The organism is Archangium lansingense (assembly GCF_026626635.1).
GTDB classification, from domain to species: Bacteria; Myxococcota; Myxococcia; order Myxococcales; family Myxococcaceae; genus Archangium; species Archangium lansingense.
In genome coordinates this window covers 6,390,547-6,408,642 of sequence record NZ_JAPNKA010000001.1, presented here as the reverse complement: position 1 = coordinate 6,408,642, position 18,096 = coordinate 6,390,547, and the positions used below count along the sequence as shown (strand labels likewise).

The 18,096-nt window shown below is 65.4% G+C and carries 12 protein-coding genes; 9 read left to right on the top strand and 3 right to left on the bottom strand.

The annotated features are described in order from the left end of the window. The first annotated feature begins 19 nt into the window (after nt 1–19). Nucleotides 20–2,281: an NACHT domain-containing protein gene (locus OV287_RS26025; protein WP_267536738.1), complete on the top strand. Its 2,262-nt coding sequence runs from the start codon at nt 20–22 to the stop codon at nt 2,279–2,281. 297 nt (nt 2,282–2,578) lie between these two features. Here the strand turns inward: OV287_RS26025 and OV287_RS26020 are convergent, their stop codons facing one another. Continuing rightward, entirely contained in the window at nt 2,579–3,190 is a 612-nt protein-coding gene (locus OV287_RS26020) for an alpha/beta hydrolase (protein WP_267536737.1), read from the bottom strand. A gap of 72 nt (nt 3,191–3,262) precedes the next feature. Here OV287_RS26020 and OV287_RS26015 point away from each other — a divergent pair, with 72 nt between their 5' ends. Continuing rightward, on the top strand, nt 3,263–4,201 hold the full coding sequence (locus OV287_RS26015) for a DUF2381 family protein (protein ID WP_267536736.1): 939 nt from the start codon (nt 3,263–3,265) through the stop codon (nt 4,199–4,201). Nucleotides 4,202–5,402: 1,201 nt separating this feature from the next. On the opposite strand, the gene OV287_RS26010 is transcribed toward OV287_RS26015, so the two are convergent. Further along, a complete protein-coding gene (locus OV287_RS26010; protein WP_267536735.1) occupies nt 5,403–6,227 on the bottom strand; it encodes an alpha/beta hydrolase in 825 nt (274 codons plus the stop codon). A 332-nt stretch (nt 6,228–6,559) separates the two neighbouring features. Between OV287_RS26010 and OV287_RS26005 the strand changes: the two genes are divergently transcribed. From OV287_RS26005 to OV287_RS25990, 4 genes are all read left to right on the top strand, one after another. Beyond that, nucleotides 6,560–7,777 carry a hypothetical protein gene (locus OV287_RS26005; protein ID WP_267536734.1) on the top strand — a complete coding sequence of 406 codons (1,218 nt, stop codon included), beginning with the start codon at nt 6,560–6,562 and terminating at the stop codon, nt 7,775–7,777. A 209-nt stretch (nt 7,778–7,986) separates the two neighbouring features. Next, complete coding sequence (locus OV287_RS26000) at nt 7,987–8,964, top strand: SPFH domain-containing protein (protein WP_267536733.1); 978 nt, start codon at nt 7,987–7,989, stop codon at nt 8,962–8,964. Next, nucleotides 8,957–9,883, top strand: a complete 927-nt coding sequence (locus tag OV287_RS25995; protein WP_267536732.1) for a diacylglycerol kinase catalytic domain-containing protein — start codon at nt 8,957–8,959, stop codon at nt 9,881–9,883. Before OV287_RS26000 ends, OV287_RS25995 begins: the two co-directional genes overlap by 8 nt. 80 nt (nt 9,884–9,963) lie before the next feature. After that, on the top strand, nt 9,964–10,464 hold the full coding sequence (locus OV287_RS25990) for a hypothetical protein (protein WP_267536731.1): 501 nt from the start codon (nt 9,964–9,966) through the stop codon (nt 10,462–10,464). Nucleotide 10,465: 1 nt separating this feature from the next. Here OV287_RS25990 and OV287_RS25985 read toward each other — a convergent pair whose 3' ends face one another. Then, nucleotides 10,466–13,498 carry an error-prone DNA polymerase gene (locus tag OV287_RS25985; RefSeq protein ID WP_267542418.1) on the bottom strand — a complete coding sequence of 1,011 codons (3,033 nt, stop codon included), beginning with the start codon at nt 13,496–13,498 and terminating at the stop codon, nt 10,466–10,468. A gap of 358 nt (nt 13,499–13,856) precedes the next feature. On the opposite strand from OV287_RS25985, the gene OV287_RS25980 reads away from it, so the two are divergent. From OV287_RS25980 to OV287_RS25970, 3 genes are read left to right on the top strand one after another with little or no spacing between them, the layout of a single operon-like run. Next, entirely contained in the window at nt 13,857–14,981 is a 1,125-nt protein-coding gene (locus OV287_RS25980) for a DUF3142 domain-containing protein (protein WP_267536730.1), read from the top strand. Between the two features lie 40 nt (nt 14,982–15,021). Then, nucleotides 15,022–16,980, top strand: a complete 1,959-nt coding sequence (locus OV287_RS25975; RefSeq protein ID WP_267536729.1) for a hypothetical protein — start codon at nt 15,022–15,024, stop codon at nt 16,978–16,980. A 32-nt stretch (nt 16,981–17,012) separates the two neighbouring features. After that, nucleotides 17,013–18,095, top strand: coding sequence for an acyl-CoA dehydrogenase family protein (locus OV287_RS25970; protein WP_267536728.1), 1,083 nt, complete (start codon nt 17,013–17,015; stop codon nt 18,093–18,095). Nucleotide 18,096: the final 1 nt, after the last annotated feature.

Here is an 18,096-nt window from a genome sequence, read left to right as displayed (position 1 = left end):
GTTTTTTTAAGGAACTGCCTTGACTGGATCTGAATTCGAAAAAGCCGTGAGGTCGCTGGCGCGGGCAATCTGGGATGCCGAACCAGGCGCAGGTGCGCCAACTTATGTGGATGGCCTTGAGCGCGACTGCATCATCGAGACCGCTGATGTCACCTACTACATTGAATGCACGACCCAACGGACTCTTGAAAAACTGAAGAGCGACTCAGGAAAGATGATCTCCTTCAAAACGCGAGAAGAAAGGAGGAATCGACTCGTAAAGTTAATCTTCGTGACACTAGAGGAGCCTACTGCTGATCAAGTTCAGTATGGCAAGGAACGCAGCATCGCGGTGCTCTCGTTGGCCGAATTAGGCAAACGACTTCTTGATGCAGGGCAATATCTAAATCTACGGGTCAATCATCCATTCGGCAGCGCAACAGACCCGAAAACAGATAGCAATCAAACATGGACTCTCAACTACGAGCCAGTTGCGATTCGCCCAAACAACTCCACCATCGATAGCTTATCAGTAAAAAACGTAGCACAGGAACTCACCAACAAGCGGATTATATGCCTGTTGGGTGACTTCGGAATGGGCAAGAGCCTCACGCTCAAGGAGGTATTTGGCGACCTGAGAACGAGCTATTTCAAAGGCAACATCGAATACTGTCCTGTCCTCCTCAATCTCAGAGAACACTGGGGCCAGGATGACGCCTACGAAGCGCTAGAGCGGCATGCCCGGCGCGTCGGCATGTCTTCGCCCCAGCAACTCATTAGAGCGTTCAATGCAGGTCGACTGATATTGATGCTCGATGGGTTTGATGAAATCGCCTCTGTAGCTTGGGAAGCGGGAAGCAGCATTCGATTGCGCGAGCTTCGAAAAGCCGCCGTCGCACTTGTTCGTGCATTCGTTGTGGAATCTCGGAACAAGTGCGGAATCATAATCGCAGGCCGAGCACACTACTTCGATAGCCACGATGAACTGCGGGAGTCGATGGGGCTTCGTCGCGACGACCTATTCCTATCACTGGGAGAGTTTTCTGAACCTGAGGCCCAGAGGTTTCTCGAACGGATCGGCTACTCCGCACCTCTGCCTGCCTGGCTCCCTCGAAGGCCGTTGCTTCTCGCTAAACTCGCTGCAGATGGCACGCTAAACCTACTCCTAGCAAATACAGACGTCGAGCCCGCCCGCGCTTGGGACCTCTTGATCAACGCCGTATGTGACAGAGAGTCCAGAATTCATCGATCCCACCTTGATCCGCAAGCAATCCGGCGGATATTGGAATTACTAGCCTCAACTGCTCGGACCAAGCCAGATGGCTTTGGCCCACTCACAGAAGATGAAGTCGCCGAAGCATTCCGAGAGATAGTACATGCCTATCCTGACGATAAAACACGCCCACTCCTCCAGCGGCTTCCAGGATTAAGCGCACGAAACGCCCAGACAGGCGACAGATCATTCATCGACGACCAGATACTTGACGCACTGCGCGCTGGGCATGTGATCGAACACGTGATTAGCCCATATGCCAACAATCTCAAAGCGCACCTATGGAAGCATGGACTAGGACCTCTTGGCGCTTCACTCGCCGGAACCAGACTCTCCCATGATATCCAGCCAACTCAATTCATTATAGCTGCGCGTGAAGCCGCAATTCGATGGAACGCTCCAACGCTAGCGGCTGATGTTTTACTCACATTCCCTCATGCACATCCCGCTCTAGATGAACTGAATTGCGATGGCCTGAAAATCAATGCAGCGGATGTCGACACCTTGGATTTTAGTGACACACCGATACCGACAAACTGGGAACTTACCGAGGCGACGGTCGGTACGCTCGTCTTGGGCGACTCGCAACCACAGGGGGTGAAAGTTACTGGCTGCCTAATACAGCAGGTGATTGGCTGCTCAACGGAATACGATTTACCTCCATGGGTCGAAGGTTGCTACATTACAAATTTCGACACGCAACAACAAACAAATGCATCTATTGTAGCCGACCCGTCCATCCCAGGCCCATTGCGCGTCTTGCTGACAATTCTTCGCAAGCTGTATTTGCAAAAAGGGAGTGGCCGCCAAGAACGAGCTTTGTCACGAGGGCTGGATCCGAGCCTCCGCACGTTCGTTAGCAATGTACTGGAGATTGTGGATCGTCATCGACTTGCATTTCCCGTTCGACTGAGTGGAATCACTGTTTGGCAGCCGCTCGCTGGACGCAGAAGCAGGGTCTCGGCCATCCTTACGTCTGGCACATCATCGACCGATAGTGCCGTACGCGAGGTAATGACGATTCAATGAGCGAGTGTGCAGGCGGGAAAAACCAATCTAAACTCAAGTCATTGCAAAGATTGCTCTTGAGCGGAGCACGGTGGCGTCTTGGATCTCTATTCTTAGCCGCTTGCCCCCATGTCCACGGGGATGACCTCATCCAGTGGTCCGTGGACAGTGGGCACTAGCAAATTCAACGCGGAAGCATTGGTCGCGCCGTCGAATAGAAATCTCACGAGCAGACAGTCTTACGGGCAGACACAAGAAGAGCCTCGCCGTACATCCACCAGTGAACCGCGGACTGTGTCATTGCCCCGATCAAGGCTCCTACTGACCTGTCTTGACGGCTCCGTCTCGCGCAAACTCCATCATTTCCAGCAGAACAGCCGGCCGATCGAGCACATCATCGTGACGCTTGCCCTCGAACAGGCGCACGGTGGCGTTCGGGAACAAGGCTCCCAGCCGCTGCCCCATGTCCACGGGGATGACCTCATCCCGCGTGCCGTGGATGATAAGCACCGGCAGCTTCAACGCGGGAGCCTTGGCCGCGCTGTCGAGCGGAGCCCTCACGAGCAGACTCGCGGGCAGCCACGAGAAGAGCCTCGCCCCCAGGTCCACGATGGAGGTGTAGGGAGTGATGAGCACCAGCCGCGAGCCGTGGCCCCGCTTCGCCATCTCGACCGCCACGCCCAAGCCAAGCGACTGCCCCTGCAGCACTGTGCGCTCTCGAGGCCCCCCCCCCAGCTTCTGGTGCAGATGCTCCAGCGCGGTCTCCGCCGCCGCATAGATGCCGGTCTCGGAAGGCCCCTGCGCCGCCGCGAGCCCATAGCCCGGGTACTCCACCGCGTAGAAGCCGAGCCCTGCCTCCTGGAAGCGCTGTGCCAGCCCCTCCGCGTCTGCGGACTGATCGTCGTCAGAGCCCTCCATCGACACCGGCATGTGCAGCATCCGTCCGATCGCGCAGCACCTGACTCCACATGACTCCAGAAGGCTGCTATAAGCCCATGACCGATGAGGTCACGCCTTCTCTACTGGATACCGTCGCTGCTGCTGGCCACGCTCTGCCTGGTCTCCGCGACCATCGCAGCCAGTCCTACGGTTGCCAGACCGAAGCCAATGCATCGCAGCCTCTTCCTTTCCGACGAGCCACCGGGGTCAACTCCGGAGATCCGAGTGGCCGCGCACACCTCCACAACCCTCCGCTTCGAAATACCGCCTTCCCCATCCCTCACGAAACTCGGCGGGTGGGAGGCGCGCTTCGAGCCTCCGCTCGTGGGCGGAAGTTCCGTGGTCGTCGTCGCCCTGCATGAACTCTCACCAAAGGACCGTGTCCCACTCACGGTGACGCTCATGGACGGAACGGCCCTCCCCTTCACCCTCGTTGCCGCACAGGAAACGGTGGACACCCAGGTGGACGTCTTCCTCAACGCAGAATCCGTTCGCGCCCTCAAACGGGCCCTGGAGGATGAGCGAGAAGAGAACAACAGACTCCAGGCCGAAAACCTCCGCCATCAGCAGGAGGCGCTCTCAACGGAGCACGCCCTGGCGACCCTGGTACTCAACAAGGCTTTCGGTGAACACTCTCTCACCACACGGCAGAGGTGGACATTGAAAAGCCCTGGTATTGGGACGGACATCGAAGCAGATGTCGACCTGCTGTTGCTTCCCGAGAAAATTGTCCCCGGGTACGTAGCAGCCTTATTCACCATCACCAACAAATCGCGGGAACAGCCATGGGCGCTGGGAGAGGTACGGCTCACGAACATGGCCACAGGAGAGAGCAAGCCCTACGCCGTTCGTATGCACTCCACCCGTATCGCTCCAGGTCAGACCGGACATCTCGTCATTGTGACCTCGCTGCTCAACCCAGATGGGAGCGGCTCTTTCCTGATGGAGGTCTTCAGGAAGAATGGCTTGAGGGACTTCGCCCTCATCGATCTGAAGCTCTGAGAAGGATCCCTACCCAACTGGCTCCTGTCCTATCCTACTGAACGATGCGAATCGCCACTCCCATCAAGAAGGTCTCCACACACCTGCTCCTGCTGTCAGCCATGTCCCTGGGTTCCGGCTGCACTGGCGTCTCCACACGGCCGGATGGCAGACCGGGACCCCAGGACTGCCCCTCCAGAGCCCTAGAAGCAATGCAGCGACTGGGACTTGCGGTCTCCGATAGAGGTCCCATCCGCATTGATCCCAGGTTGGAGCAGAACCCCCTCGTACTCCTCAATGGACCCATCGAGAGCCTACTGGAAGATGAGTTCGGTGCGCTGCCCACCGGTACTCGCCTCCACGGGCAGGTCTGGACCGAAGGTCCCGACGTAGTCATTCGCTACTACGAAGCCCGCACTCCTCATGGCAGGACATACCCTTTCTGCGGCATTGCTGTTGACGGTTCCAACGGCATGACGAAACGACCGGATTCCCCTCCTGGTGCAGGGATCATCCCGGATGCCGCTGCAATAGTCCGGGTGGTCGATGCTTTTCGTTGAGTGGAGCCAACCTCACATGCGTGCAACCCGGATTCGTGTCGTGTTACTCGGTGTCTTCTTCATGGGTTTGGGTACCGGTTGTTCGGGTGTGTCCCTGCGCCCGGATGGGCTACCTGGCCCTCAGGCGTGTCCAGCCAATGCGCTCGATGCAATGAACACCTGGGGCATCTCCCCGGGTGATACTGCTGGGATCCTCATTGACGAAAACAAGTACGGGCAGGCGCCGTTCACGTTGTCCGATGGACCGGTCGAGGGCTCCCTGATGCAAGCCCTGGGAGCGCTGCCTGCAGAGACGCTACTGTACGGGCATATCTGGGCTGGAAGCGGCTCCACTGTCGCCATCCGCTATTACGAGATTCGCTTCCCAAGAGGAGGCAGGTACCCCTTCTGTGGAGTCGTCCTCAATACTGACGGGGACTTGGATAAACGACCCGGTTCACCACCAGGTGTAGGCGCCATACGGGATGTCTTCGGCGTCGTTCAGGCAGTCGACGCCTTCCGCTAGGAGCCTGTCGGAATACCTCGGCTACCCACTACATGAGGGGTAGTGCGACTCAAACACACCGCTATGGTTGGTATGTAGGAGTCGTTTTTCGGCGATTCTCCGACAAGCTCCTAGCACCCGGTCGACAGCGAGCCGTCGCATGCGCCATGCCTGCCATTCAAGGCTCCGACGGACCTGTGCCAGTCTTGTGTGCTCCGTCTCGCGCAAACTCCATCATTTCATGGAGAACGGCCGGTCGATCGAGCACGTCATTGTGACGCTTGCCCTCAAGGAGGCGCACAGTGGCGTTCGGGAACAGGGTTCCCAGCCGCTGCCCCATGTCCACGGGGATGACCTCATCCCGCGTGCCGTGGACGATGAGCACCGGTAGCTTCAACCCGGGCGCCTTGGCCGCACTGTCGAATGGATCTCTCACGAGCAGGCTCGCGGGCAGCCACGAGAAGAGCCGAGCCCCCAGTTCGACGATAGAAGTGTAAGGCGTGATGAGCACCAGCCGCGAGCCGTGCCCCCGCTTCGCCATCTCGACCGCCACGCCCGAGCCGAGCGACTGTCCCTGCAGCACCGTGCGCTCCCGAGGCACGCCCAGCTTCTGGTGCAGGTGCTCCAGCGCGGCCTCCGCCGCCGCATAGATGCCGCTCTCCGAGGGCCCCTGCTCCGCCGCGAGCCCGTAGCCCGGGTACTCCACCGCATAGAAGCCGAGCCCCGCCTCCTGGAAGCGCTGCGCCAGCCACGCTCCGTCCGCGAGCTGCTCGCCATTGCCGTGGAAGTGCACCACGGTCGGCGCCCCTGCAGGCGCGGGCACGTGCAGCGCGTAGACCGTCGAGCCCTCGTGCCCTGGGATGCGAAGGAGCGTAGCTCCAGCCAGCGAGGGCTCACGAGCCCCTGGAGGCACCGGGAACACCATGTGCCGCTGGTTGAGGAACACCAGCACGCAGATGCCCACGTACACAATGACCACCGTGACCAGAACCAGGAGCAACATCCGCTTCGCTCCTCGGAGGAGACGATCCATGAGCCTGTGTGCCTCGATGATGGCGCTAGACATCTTCGCCCTGGCCGGACTCTACTCCGCACCTTCTCGATGTTCCTCTGCCTCTCGCTCGCCCTCGTGAAGCGCTTCTCCCAGGTACACCGCCCCCGCAGCTCCAGCGAGGCGAGCGTGCACGGACTGGCGGTGGTGATGGCGGCAACATGATAGCGCCTCCCACTCGGGTCCCAACCGACGCGGCGACGGCTGCCCGGTGCTCGCCTCACGCAGCGTCCGAGCTCCGGCCACTTTCCTCCCCCGCGCTCCTCGCCTTCGGAGTGTGCCTGGTGCTGCTGCTCGTGCGCTCCCACGAGCGGCTGGCCCGCGCGCACCTATGGGCCGAGGACGGCTCGCTCTTCCTGCGCGAAGCGCTCGAGCGGGGCGCCGCCCCCATCCTGGAGCCGTACGCCGGCTACCTGCACGTGCTGCCCCGAATACTGGCTGTGCTCTTCGCGCAGCTCCCGCTGGAGTTCTTCGCGGTCACGGTGACCACTTTCACCCTGGTGGCGTATGCAGCCATGGCGGCACTCTTCTCCCGCCGCTGTCATCGTGGGCTCGTTCCTCACGACGCCGCGCGCATCCTGACCTCGGCCGCCCTGTGCTTTGCCCCCGGGATGTGGGAGGTGACCGGCAATCTCGCAAACCTCCACTCGATCGCCTTCTACGCCGCGGCCTTCATCGCACTGCAGGACCTCGACCGGCCGCTTGGGGCCGCCGAGCTGCTCTTCATCGCGGTGGTCGGCTCGACCGCTGGCGAGCTGGTCATCCTCGCTCCCGCGTTCGCCGGCCGGGCCCTCCTCCGGCATCGTGCGGGGGCCCAGTTCCGGTACGTCTGGCCGGAGTGGGCCGCGGCAGCACTCACGCTCGGCTGGGCGGCCGTCAACGTCCTCGCCTTCCGTGAGGCCGTGTCCTCCTTCCCACAGACGGATCCGGTCCGCTGGTTTGAGGTGGCCCAAGGGACATTCCACACACTCAACACCCGCTACCTGCTGCACCCCGTGCTCGGCGACAGCCTCACCCGCTCCTACTTTCGCCGCCCCTTGCTCGTGGAGCTGCTCTGTGCGGTGGCGCTGCTCGGAGTTTTGGGGCGAGGGCTGATGCGCCTGCCGTCGCAGCGCCGCCAGGTGCTCCTCCTGGTGGCCAGCTGCGTGTTCGGCCTCGTCGCCCTCACCTGGATGGTGCGCCCATGGAGCGTGCGCGAGCCGCCCTTCGGGCCCGTGCTGACGACCGACGTCTTCCAGGGACGCTACTGGTTCTACTGCGCGCCCGTGGCGGTGGTGCTCTGGGTGGCCGCCACTGCCGCCCTCCACCGCTGGGCACCACGCGTGCTCTGTATCGCCATCATCGGCCTGGCTTTCCCCCGCTGGGAACTCGGTCCTTTCGGGCCGGAGCAGGACTGGCCGGCAAGCGCACGGCGCATCCAGGCGGCGCGTGGTCACCCGGGCGCGGCGGACCGTATTCCCATCAACCCCGAGGGCTGGAACATCTCCCTGGACTCCAGGTGAGGAGCACCAGCGCCACCAGGGTCAATTCCCCCACGCGCGACCGCCGCCGCTCACGTTACGCGTAGGACACCTCGTGGGGAACACCCTCACCCCAGCCCTCTCCCAGAGGGAGAGGGGGCATCTCGAATTCATTCCTTGTTGCACTCGTGTCCAACAGACACTATGTTGGTGTCATAAAAACACGAAGATGAAAGGACGAGGGGTGGACCATGAGCATCCGGTACATGAAGGCGCCGCCGACGACGTACGTCATGCAGTTCAAGGACGGCCGAGTGAAGCGGGAGGGGCCGGGCCTCTCCTTCTTCTACTGGGCGCCCACAACCACCGTGGTGGCCGTGCCGCTCGCCAGCTCGGACGTGCCCTTCGCCTTCAACGAGGTCACCCAGGACTTCCAAGCCGTCACCCTCCAGGGACAGCTCACCTACCGCGTCGCGGACCCCAAGCTGCTTGCCGGGCTGCTGGATTACTCGGTGAAGCCCTCGGGCGAGTACGCCTCGGAGGACCCTTCGAAGCTCGAGGAGCGGCTCGTCCAGATCGCCCAGGTGCGCGCCCGCACCGTGGTTCAGTCCATGCCCCTGCGCGAGGTGCTCGTGCAGGCGGCCACCATCGAGGCCAAGGTGCTCGCGGGGCTCCGGGAGACAGAGGCGGTGCGAATGCTCGGTGTGGAGGTGCAGGGCTTCGCGCTGCTGTCGGCGCGCCCCACCCCGGAGATGGCTCGGGCCCTGGAGGCCGAGGCCCGTGAAGCCCTCCAGCGGCGCGCGGATGAAGCCATCTACGCCCGCCGCAACGCCGCCGTGGAGCAGGAGCGGCGCATCAAGGAGAGCGAGATCGCCACCGAGCTGTCCGTGGAGGCCGGCAAGCGGCAGATCCGCGAGGCGCAGATCGCCGCGGACATCGCGGTGGAGGAGCAGCGCGCCTCCTTCATGGAGCGCTGGAGCGAAAACGAGCGCAAGGCCGCTGAGGCCAAGGCCTATGCGTTGGAGAAGACGCTCGCCCCGGTGCGAGACATGGACTGGAAGGTGCTCATGGCTGCGGCCGGCGGAGGGAACGATCCCAAGCTGAACATCGCGCTCGCCTTCCGCGAGATGGCGGAGAACGCGGGGAAGATCGGCGAGCTGAACGTGTCCCCGGACTTGCTGCGCACCCTGCTCTCGGCCCCGTCGGGCAACCAGGGCCGCCATGGCTGAGTACGAGAAGATCGTCCTCGTCACCCGCAAGACGAGGCTCGCCGAGTTGGTGGAGCGCTTCAACACGCGCTCGCAGGCGCGCTTCTACCTGGAGCACGCCGGCCAGGACTTCGAGGACTACGCGCGGGAGGATGACACCTACCGCCGCTCGCTCGATGCGCTGCACAAACTGCTGGAGCTCGGCCTGCCGGTGCAGCAGGTGGATCGCTCGCTGGTGCCCACCTTCCTCTTCACCGGCAAGGAGCTGGTGGTGACGGTGGGCCAGGACGGCCTGGTGGCCAACGTGGCCAAGTACGTGGGATCGCAGCCCATCGTCGGCGTCAACCCGGACCCTGAGCGCTTCGATGGAGTGCTCCTGCCCTTCGGCGTCGACAAGGCGCGGGTGGCGGTGCGCCACGTGCTGGAGCAGCACGCCCGCTTCCGCGAGGTGACGCTCGCCGAGGTGGTGCTGAGCGATGGCCAGAGACTGCTCGGGTTCAACGATCTGTTTCTCGGAGCGCGCACTCACGTCTCCGCCCGCTACACGCTGCACTACGAGCAACGTGCCGAGTCCCAGTCGTCCAGTGGCATCATCGTCTCCACGGGCGCGGGCTCGAGCGGCTGGCTGTCCTCGGTGTTCACGCTCGCCCGCGGGCTCACGGAGGCGACGGGTGGACAGCCGGGCCAGCCATGGCGGCTCACATGGGAGGACCCGCGACTGGCCTTCGTGGTGCGCGAGCCATTCATCAGCCGGCACTCGGCGGCCAGCCTGGTGGCCGGATTCGTCAGCACTCAGCAGGAGTTGGAGGTGGAGTCGCGGATGCCCTCGGGGGGCGTCATCTTCAGCGATGGAGTGGAGGAGGACTTCCTCGCCTTCAACGCGGGCACCACCGCACGGGTGCGCCCGGCGGCACAGCGCGCCCGGCTCGTCGTCCACTGAACCTCGTGCGCTCCCTATTGCGTGCTTGAGCGTGTTCCTCGCGATGGCTACGTTGGCTTCCTCCATCAGAAGGAGCCTCCATGATTCAGACAACGAAGCGATTCGCCCTCGCCTGTGCACTGTTGCTCGGGCCGGCCCTCGCCACCGCACAGTCCGGAAAAGACAATGCGCCCTCACCCCAGAAGGAATCTCGACCCAAGAAGAAGCCGCCAGAGATCGGTGAGTTCACATCAAAGCAGACCCAGTTCAGCGGCTGCGGCATGAGTCTCTGGAAGCCCGAGCGCTCCAATCTCGAGGGCCTCTATGTCTTCCATAACGGTACGAAGCCCGGTTCGATGAGGATGATGATCTCCGGAAGGATCCTCGAATTCGAGCGCATCAAGGGCAGTGGCCGGGAGTTCTATGGGCAGTACACATCCCAGACCTTCCGCAGCAAGGACGGCAAGGTGACAGCGCAGGTCGATCTCGAGCTGGGCGAAAGGTTCGAGCTCGAGCTCCTCATCATCAATGGTGGAACCATCCGCGTCACCGAAAATGGACGGGAGACCCAACTGCGCGCCGTTGGCTCCGCCGGGTGCTGAATCAGCCTGGAAGCCCGGAGGCGATCGGCTCCAGTTGCTGCACCTTCACGTTCAACACCTTCCCCGTCCTCTCCAGCGTCCCCTGCCCCACCAGGAACAGCGCGCCGTGGATGTCCTTACGGAACCGCGCATACGCGTCCGGTGACACCACGAGGTTCGCGATCCCCGTCTCATCCTCGAGTGACAGGAAGCAGAACCCCTTCGCCGTCGGCGGCATCTGCCGGCAGATGAGCATCCCGCCCACCGCCACCCGAGCCCCTGCTCGCACCCGCTCCAGCCCCGCCGCCGTCACCGCGCCCCGCTTACGCAGGATCGGCCGCAACAGCTCCAGCGGGTGCTTCTCCAGCGACACGCCCACCGTCTCGAAGTCCTTGCTCACCCGCTCCGCCACGTTCATCTGCGGCAGTTCCACCTGCGTCCCGTCCATCGCCATCCCGAAGAACAGGTCCGTCTCCTCCAGCGGACCCAGCGCCTGGATCTCCCACAGCGCGTCCCGCCGCGAACCGCTGAGGCTCCCCAATGCCCCCGACAACGCCAGCCGTGCCAGCTCGTGCCGGGGCGCCCGCGTCCGCCTCGCCAGATCGCCGACGCTCGCGTAGCGCACGCCCTGCCTCGCCGCCTCCACCCGCCGCCCCGCCGCCTCCTGGAGCCCTCGCACCATCCGCAACCCCAACCGCAGCGCCCCGCCCTCCTCCATCGTGCAGTCCCACCCCGAGTGGTTCACGTCCACGCCCAGCACCTTCACTCCGTGCCGCTGCGCGTCCGCCACCAGCGTATGCGGCGCGTAGAAGCCCATCGGCTGCGAGTTCAGCAGCGCCGCCGTGAAGGCCGCCGGGTAGTGGCACTTCAGCCACGACGACGCGTACGCCAGCAGCGCGAAGCTCGCCGAGTGGCTCTCCGGGAAACCATAGTGCGCGAACCCGCGGAACTGGCGGAACAGCGTGTCCACGTACTCGGGCGTGTATCCCCGCGCCACGCCTCCCTCCACGAAGCGCTGGTGGAATGGCCCCAGCCGCTCCTCCGCCCGCTTGTGTGACAGCGCCCGCCTCAATCCGTCCGCCTCCGCTGGAGTGAAGCCCGCCACCGCCATCGCCAGCTTCATCGCCTGCTCCTGGAAGAGCGGCACCCCCAGCGTCTTCTGCAGAATCCGCCGCACATCCTCCGATGGGTACACCACCGGCTCCTTCCCCTCCCGCCTCCGCAGGTACGGGTGCACCATGTCCCCGACGATCGGCCCCGGCCGGATGAGCGCGATCTCCACCACCAGATCGTAGAAGCACCGCGGCTTCAGCCTCGGCAGCATGTTCATCTGCGCCCGGCTCTCGATCTGGAACACCCCGATCGAGTCCGCGTTGCACAGCATCTCGTAGACCTGTGGATCCTCCGCCGGAATCGTGGCCAGCGTCAGCTCGCGGCCGTGGTGCTCCTTGATCAGCGCCAGGCACTTCGCCAGCGCCGTCAGCATCCCGAGCCCCAGCAGATCCACCTTCAGGACGCCCACCGCCTCCAGGTCGTCCTTCTCCCACTGCACCACCGTGCGGCTCTTCATCGCCGCGTTCTCCACGGGGATCATCTCCACCAGCGGCTCGCGGGTGATCACGAACCCGCCCACGTGGATGGAGAGGTGCCTCGGGAAGCTCTCGATCTCCTGCGCCAGCGCGAGCGTCTGCCGCACCCGCCGGTCCTCCTCCGACAGTCCCACCTCCTTCAGCAACTCGGGCGACATCTCGCCGCCGTGCGAGCCCGCCACCTTCGCCAGCCGATCCACCTGGTCCAGCGACAGCCCGAGCGCCTTGCCCACCTCACGCAGCGCCAGCCGCCCCCGGTAGCAGATGACCTCGCACACCATGCCCGCCCGGTGCCGGCCGTGCTTCTCGTAGACGTACTGCAGCACCTCCTCGCGCCGCTCGTGCTCGAAGTCCACGTCGATGTCCGGCGGCTCCTTGCGCTCCATGCTCAGGAAGCGCTCGAAGAGCAGCCCCATCCGCACCGGATCGATCGCCGTGACCCCCAGCGCGTAGCACACCGCCGAGTTCGCCGCGCTCCCTCGCCCCTGGCACAGAATCCCCTTCGAGCGCGCGAACCGCACGATGTCCCAGATCGCCAGGAAGTACCCCGCGAAGTCCAGGGCCGCGATCAGCTTCAGCTCGTGCTCGATCTGCTTCACCACCTCGGGCGGCACGCCTCCTGGGTAGCGCACCTGCAGCCCCTGGTACGTCAGCTCGCGCAGCCACGTCGACGTCGTCTGTCCCGGCGGCAGGTCCTCTTCCGAAAAGTGGTAGCGCAACCCGTCCAGCGTCGCGTTGCAGCGGCTCGCCAGCTCCAGCGTCCTCTCCAGCGCCTCCGGGCAGTCCGCGAACAGCCGGGCCATCTCCTCCGGCCCCTTCAGCGTCCGCTCCGCGTTGGGCAGCCGCCTCGTCCCGAGCTGCCCCAGCGTCGTCTTGTACCGGATGGCCGTGAGCACGTCCTGCAACGGCTGGCGGCTCCGCTGGTGCGTGTGCACGTCGTTGTGCGCGCACAGCGGCACTCCGAGCGTCTTCGCCAGGGCCTTCGCCTGCGCCACCCGCGCCTCGTCTCCCGAGGACAGCGTGCGGCACATGCCCACGTAGAAGCGCTCGCGGAAGGAGTCCGCCAACGGGGCCACCTGCGCCGCCGCCACCGGGTACGGCAGCAGCGCCAGGAGCCCCTCGTTGCCCTCCGCCAGCTCTCGCCACGGCAGGCCCGCCTCGCCCTTGGGGTGCAGCATCCGACTCTTCGAGATGAGCCGGCTCAGGTTCGCGTAGCCCCTCGCGTCCTGCGCGTACACCACCACCCGCGGGCCATCCATCAGCGTCAGCTCGCTGGCGATCAGGTACTTGATCCCCGCTTCCCTCGCGGCGAGGTGGGCCTTCACCGCCCCGTACAGCCCATCCCCATCCGCCAGCGCCACGGCGGACAGTCCCCGCTCCGCCGCAGCCTGGATCAATTCCTCGGGGTGCGAAGCCCCGCGCAGAAACGAAAAGTTCGACCGGCAGACCAGCTCGGCGTACACGATCGCCAACCTACTGAGCAGCCGTTCAGGCGGAAGGTCCGCCCCGGTAGGTATGTTGTTCCTACCCGCCGTGTCACGTCACTCTGGAAGTGGGATCCGCCCGCGTGACCTTCTTGCCGAGTGTGTGGACGGATGGGGACTCGGGACGTCTGATCCAGACCCTCACCCTGGCCCTCTCCCAGAGGGAGAGGGGATGAACACGGATGGGAATCCGGGTAGCTCGATACCCTCGCCCCGACCCTCTCCCGGAGGGCGAGGGAGAGGGGGCCGAGGTGGCTGGTGATGGCTCGCCATCCCCCGCTCGTTCGTGCAATGGAGCACTTTCATGCGCTCCCTGCTCCTGCTCGTTGGATAGAATCCCGTGGTGTCCTCGATACAGCGGCGCACTTGGGGGTGGGTGGGCGTGGTGCTCTTCGCGCTCGGCCTCGCGTGCACGCGGGGGGACTCATCGCAACCCCGGGTCCTCGTCCATGAGGCCTATGTCTGGCAGCGTGACTGGAGCCCTGAGCTGAGCCAGGCCATCACGGAGGCCCCCTCGGAGCTGAGTGCCCTTCGTGTGCTGGCGCGCGAGCGCTCCGGACCCGCCCGCACGCCAGTGGATGTCGCGGTGGACGTGGCAGCCCTGGCGCGCAGCGGCCGCGAGGTGGTGGCGGTGATGCGGGTGGATGGCACGGCGCCGCTCGAGGGCATCTCCCTCCAGGAGGTCGCCACCCACGCGCGTGCCTGGCGGGCCCAGGGCGTACGCGTCCGGGGCATCGAGCTCGACCATGACTGCGCCACCACCGCGCTAGACGCCTACGCGGACTGGCTGACTCGCGAGCGGACGGCACTCGGAGATTTGACGCTCACCCTCACGGCGCTGCCCACGTGGAGCTCCTCGCCAGCGCTCGCCCGGCTGGTCTCCATTCCCGACGGCATCGTCCTCCAAGTGCACGCCGTGCGCGCCCCTACCCTCTTCACTCCCGAGGAGGCCCGAAGCTTCACCGAGGCCTGGTCTCGGGCCACGCGCCGTCCCTTCCACGTGGCGCTCCCCACCTACCGCGTGCGGCTGCGCGACGGGACGCCCCTGGCCGCGGAGCCTCGTGAGGTGGCCCGCTTCCTCGCCGGGTTGCGCGAGCGTCCCGTGGAGGGCGTCGCTGGCATCCTCTGGTTCCGGCTCGGCCACCGGGGCGATCCAGAGGCCTGGAGCCTGCCCACCCTCTCGGCGGTGGTGCGGGGCGAACCGCTGGAGCCTCGCTTCCTCCCGCGCCTGGTGGACGCGGGCGGAGGCACGCTGGACATCGTCATCGAGAACACCGGCCGCGTGGACGCCCAGGCTCCCGCGCGCCTCACCCTTTCTGGAAATCTCGAGGTCCTCGATGGCGTGGGCGGCTACGCCCCGCGGGGGACCTCGCTCGTGGCGCGCACGCCTCCCCGACTGCGCGCTGGCGAGCGCCGTGTCATCGGCTTCGTGCGGGGATCCGAGGTGGCCATTGCTGCTCCGTAGTGCACTGACATTCCTGGTCTTCCTGGTGGCTCTCACCCCCATGCGCCGCGCGCACGCCTGCGGCCCCGACTTCCCGCCCGATGCATTGGGCAACCGGGCCCGTACGCTGTCGGAATTGCCTGACGGCGCATTCCTGCACGAGGCCTCGCACCTGCTGCCAAAGCCGGCGGATGCCTTCGCCGTCGTCGAGACCTACGAGGAGCCAGAGGGGGCGCGGACGGGCGGCGGTGCCCGCGAAACGGAGCTGTACCAGTCTGGCGCGAAGGCCTTCCAGGCGGGCCACTGGGACGAGGCCCGCGCCCGTTTCCTGGAAGTGCTCGCGCTGCCCGGGGAGGAGCGCCGCCGGTTCTCCACCTTCGCCGCATTCATGCTGGGACGAATGGCGGGCGCGGGAACGGAGCATGAGGGACCGCAACGCTTCGCCGAGGTGCGCGAGCTGGTCCGCCAGGGTTTCGACGATCCGCTGGGCCTGGCGGTCGCGAGCCTCGGTGAGGAGGCCCGGCTGCTCATGAGAGAGGGGAACGACGTGGGAGCGCTCCGGCTCTACGCGGAGCAGGCGGCCCACGGGAGCGGGATCGGGGCGGTCTCGTTGCTGTACATGGCCCGTGCGATTGCCCGGGACGAGGCACGCCTGCAGCAGGTGGTGAGGGATCCCCTGGGGCAGCGCCTGATGGCGACCTATGCCTGGACGCGCGGGCAGGAGACGCTGTGGTTGGACAGTGGTCAGTCCCCCACGCCACTGCCACGTCTGATGGAGGCGCTCGCGGCCGTGCCCGGGCTGGCCGGGGCGGACCGGCTCGCGGCGAGTGCGTGGCGCGCGGGACGCTTCGATCTGGCCGAGCGTTTCGCGGGACAGGAACAGACCCCGCTCGCCGCCTGGGTGAAGGCGAAGCTGGCGCTGCGGCGTGGAGACAAGGCGGCGGCGGATCAGTTCCTCGCGGAGGCCGCGGAGGGCTTCCCGGAGCAGGAGAACTGGTCGCCCCAGCCCTGGATGCAGCCGCTGCGTCCACGGGCACACCTGGGCGGTGAACGGACCATCCTGGCGCTCCTGCGCGGCGATTTCCATCAGGCGGCCGAGCATGCGCTGAAGACCTGTTCCTGGCCGGATATCGCCTACGTGGCGGAGCGCGTGCTGACGGTGGAGGAGTTGCAGCGGTTCATCGTGGCCCACGCCTCCGGCCCGGAGTTTCAGTGCAAGCCCGAGCCCGGCTTGTGGGAAGAGGAGAACGAGCGCAAGGACGTGAACGCGCAGATCCGCCTGCTGCTCGCGCGACGCCTGTTGCGAAGCGGGCGGGGTCAGGAGGCGCTGGAGTATTTCCGGGGGACGAAGTGGGAGGAGCCCGCGCGCAAGTATGTGGAGGCGCTCGAGCAGGCGCGGTCGGCCTGGCGAGACCTGGATGAGGCGCAGGCGCTCTACTCGGCGTCGCGGCTCGCCCGCTCCGCGGGCATGGCGCTGATGGGCACCGAGGTGGCTCCCGACTGGACCTGGGTGGCTGGAGAGTTCGACATAGGCGAGTGGAACCTCGAGACGCAGCAGACGACCGAGGACTCTCAGACAAAGGCCATGTTGGGGCAGTTGCTGCTCACCTCGGAGGCTGAGCGTGCTCGGCTGAGTGCCAACGCGCCACCGCACACCGTGCGCTTCCACTACCGCACCACGGCGTCGGAGCTCGCCGAGAAGGCCGCGGCGCTGGTGCCTCCCCGCAGTCAGGCCTACGCCGCACTCCTGTGCCACTCCGCGCGGTTCGTCTTGAACACAGCTCCCGAGCGGGTCCAGCGGCTCTGGAGCACCTACGTGAAGAACGGAGCGTTGATCTCCGACCCGATGCAGTTCGGCCAGAGCTGCCCGGAGCCGGACTTCGATCGGCTGCGCAACCAGAAGCTCGCCATGCCCTGGAAGAACTGGCGGCTCCGGACCGTGGCCACGGTGGGAGGAGGATTCCTGCTGCTGCCCTTGATGGGCGCTGCCGTCTTCATGCGCCGCAAGCGCCAGCGGTAGGATGACTCGCTTTACTCCAACTGGGGGCACCGATGACGGAAGTGGATTATCTGAAGGAAGCAGAGCGGCTGCGGACACTGCTGGCGGAGCAGGCCGCGAAGCACGATCGCGAGGCCACCTTTCCCGAGGAGGGGAAGGCGGCCATGAGCCACTCGCCGCTGAATACGGCGCTCCTGGATGGCATCTCGTGGCTGACCTTCGGACGGCTCGTCAGCATCCTGTCCCGGGGGGATGCCTCCTTCGGTACGGCCTGGCTGATGCACCAGGGCACAGCGGTGGCACTGCGGGCCCTGGTGGACCCGGCGCAGGCGGCCTTCATGGAGGCCGAGCTCCGCCGTGGCGCCTGGTTCGGCAATGCCCTGGGCGAGCCCACCAGCGGCAACCAGTTCCTGACGCCGCTGCTGCACGCCCGCCGCGTGGAGGAGGGATGGCGCCTCACGGGAGCCAAGCGCTTCGTCTCTGGCGGCGAGGGCGCGAAGTACCTCTTCACCAGCGCCATCTGTGACGGCCAGCCTGGTTTCTTCCTCATCGACAAGGATGACTCCGTCCGGGCGGAGGAGATCTGGGATCCCATGGGCATGCGGGCCACCCGCAGCCAGCTCCTGCACCTCCAGGACACGCTGCTGCCAGACTCCCGGAGGCTGCGGCTCGATCCCACCCAGACCAACGCCATCGCCGTGGGGTTGCCCTGGATCTCCCTGGGTATCGCCGAGGCGGCGATGGGTTTCGCCATCGGCTACGCCAAGGAGCGCCGGTTGCCGCCGGAGAACAAACCGCTCGCCGAGCTACAGTGGGTCCAGTTCTCCGTGGCGGACATGAGCATCCGCCTGGAGGCGGCGCGCTCCCTGGCCATGCGCTCGGCCATCGCCGCCGACGAGCGTGCTCCAGACGCCCTCTTCCTGCAGATGCAGGCCAAGGCCGTGGCCAACGAAGCCGCCATCTCCATCTCCACCGCGGCCCTGGAGATCGCGGGAGGCTCGGGCTACCTCCGGAGCCGCCCCATCGAGCGGTACGTCCGCGACGCCATGAGCGGGCCGCTGATGGCCTGGTCTTCCGCCGTCACCCGCGACATCCTCGGCAAGGCCCTCCTGGGACTCGGGCCTCCGCAGGCCTGAG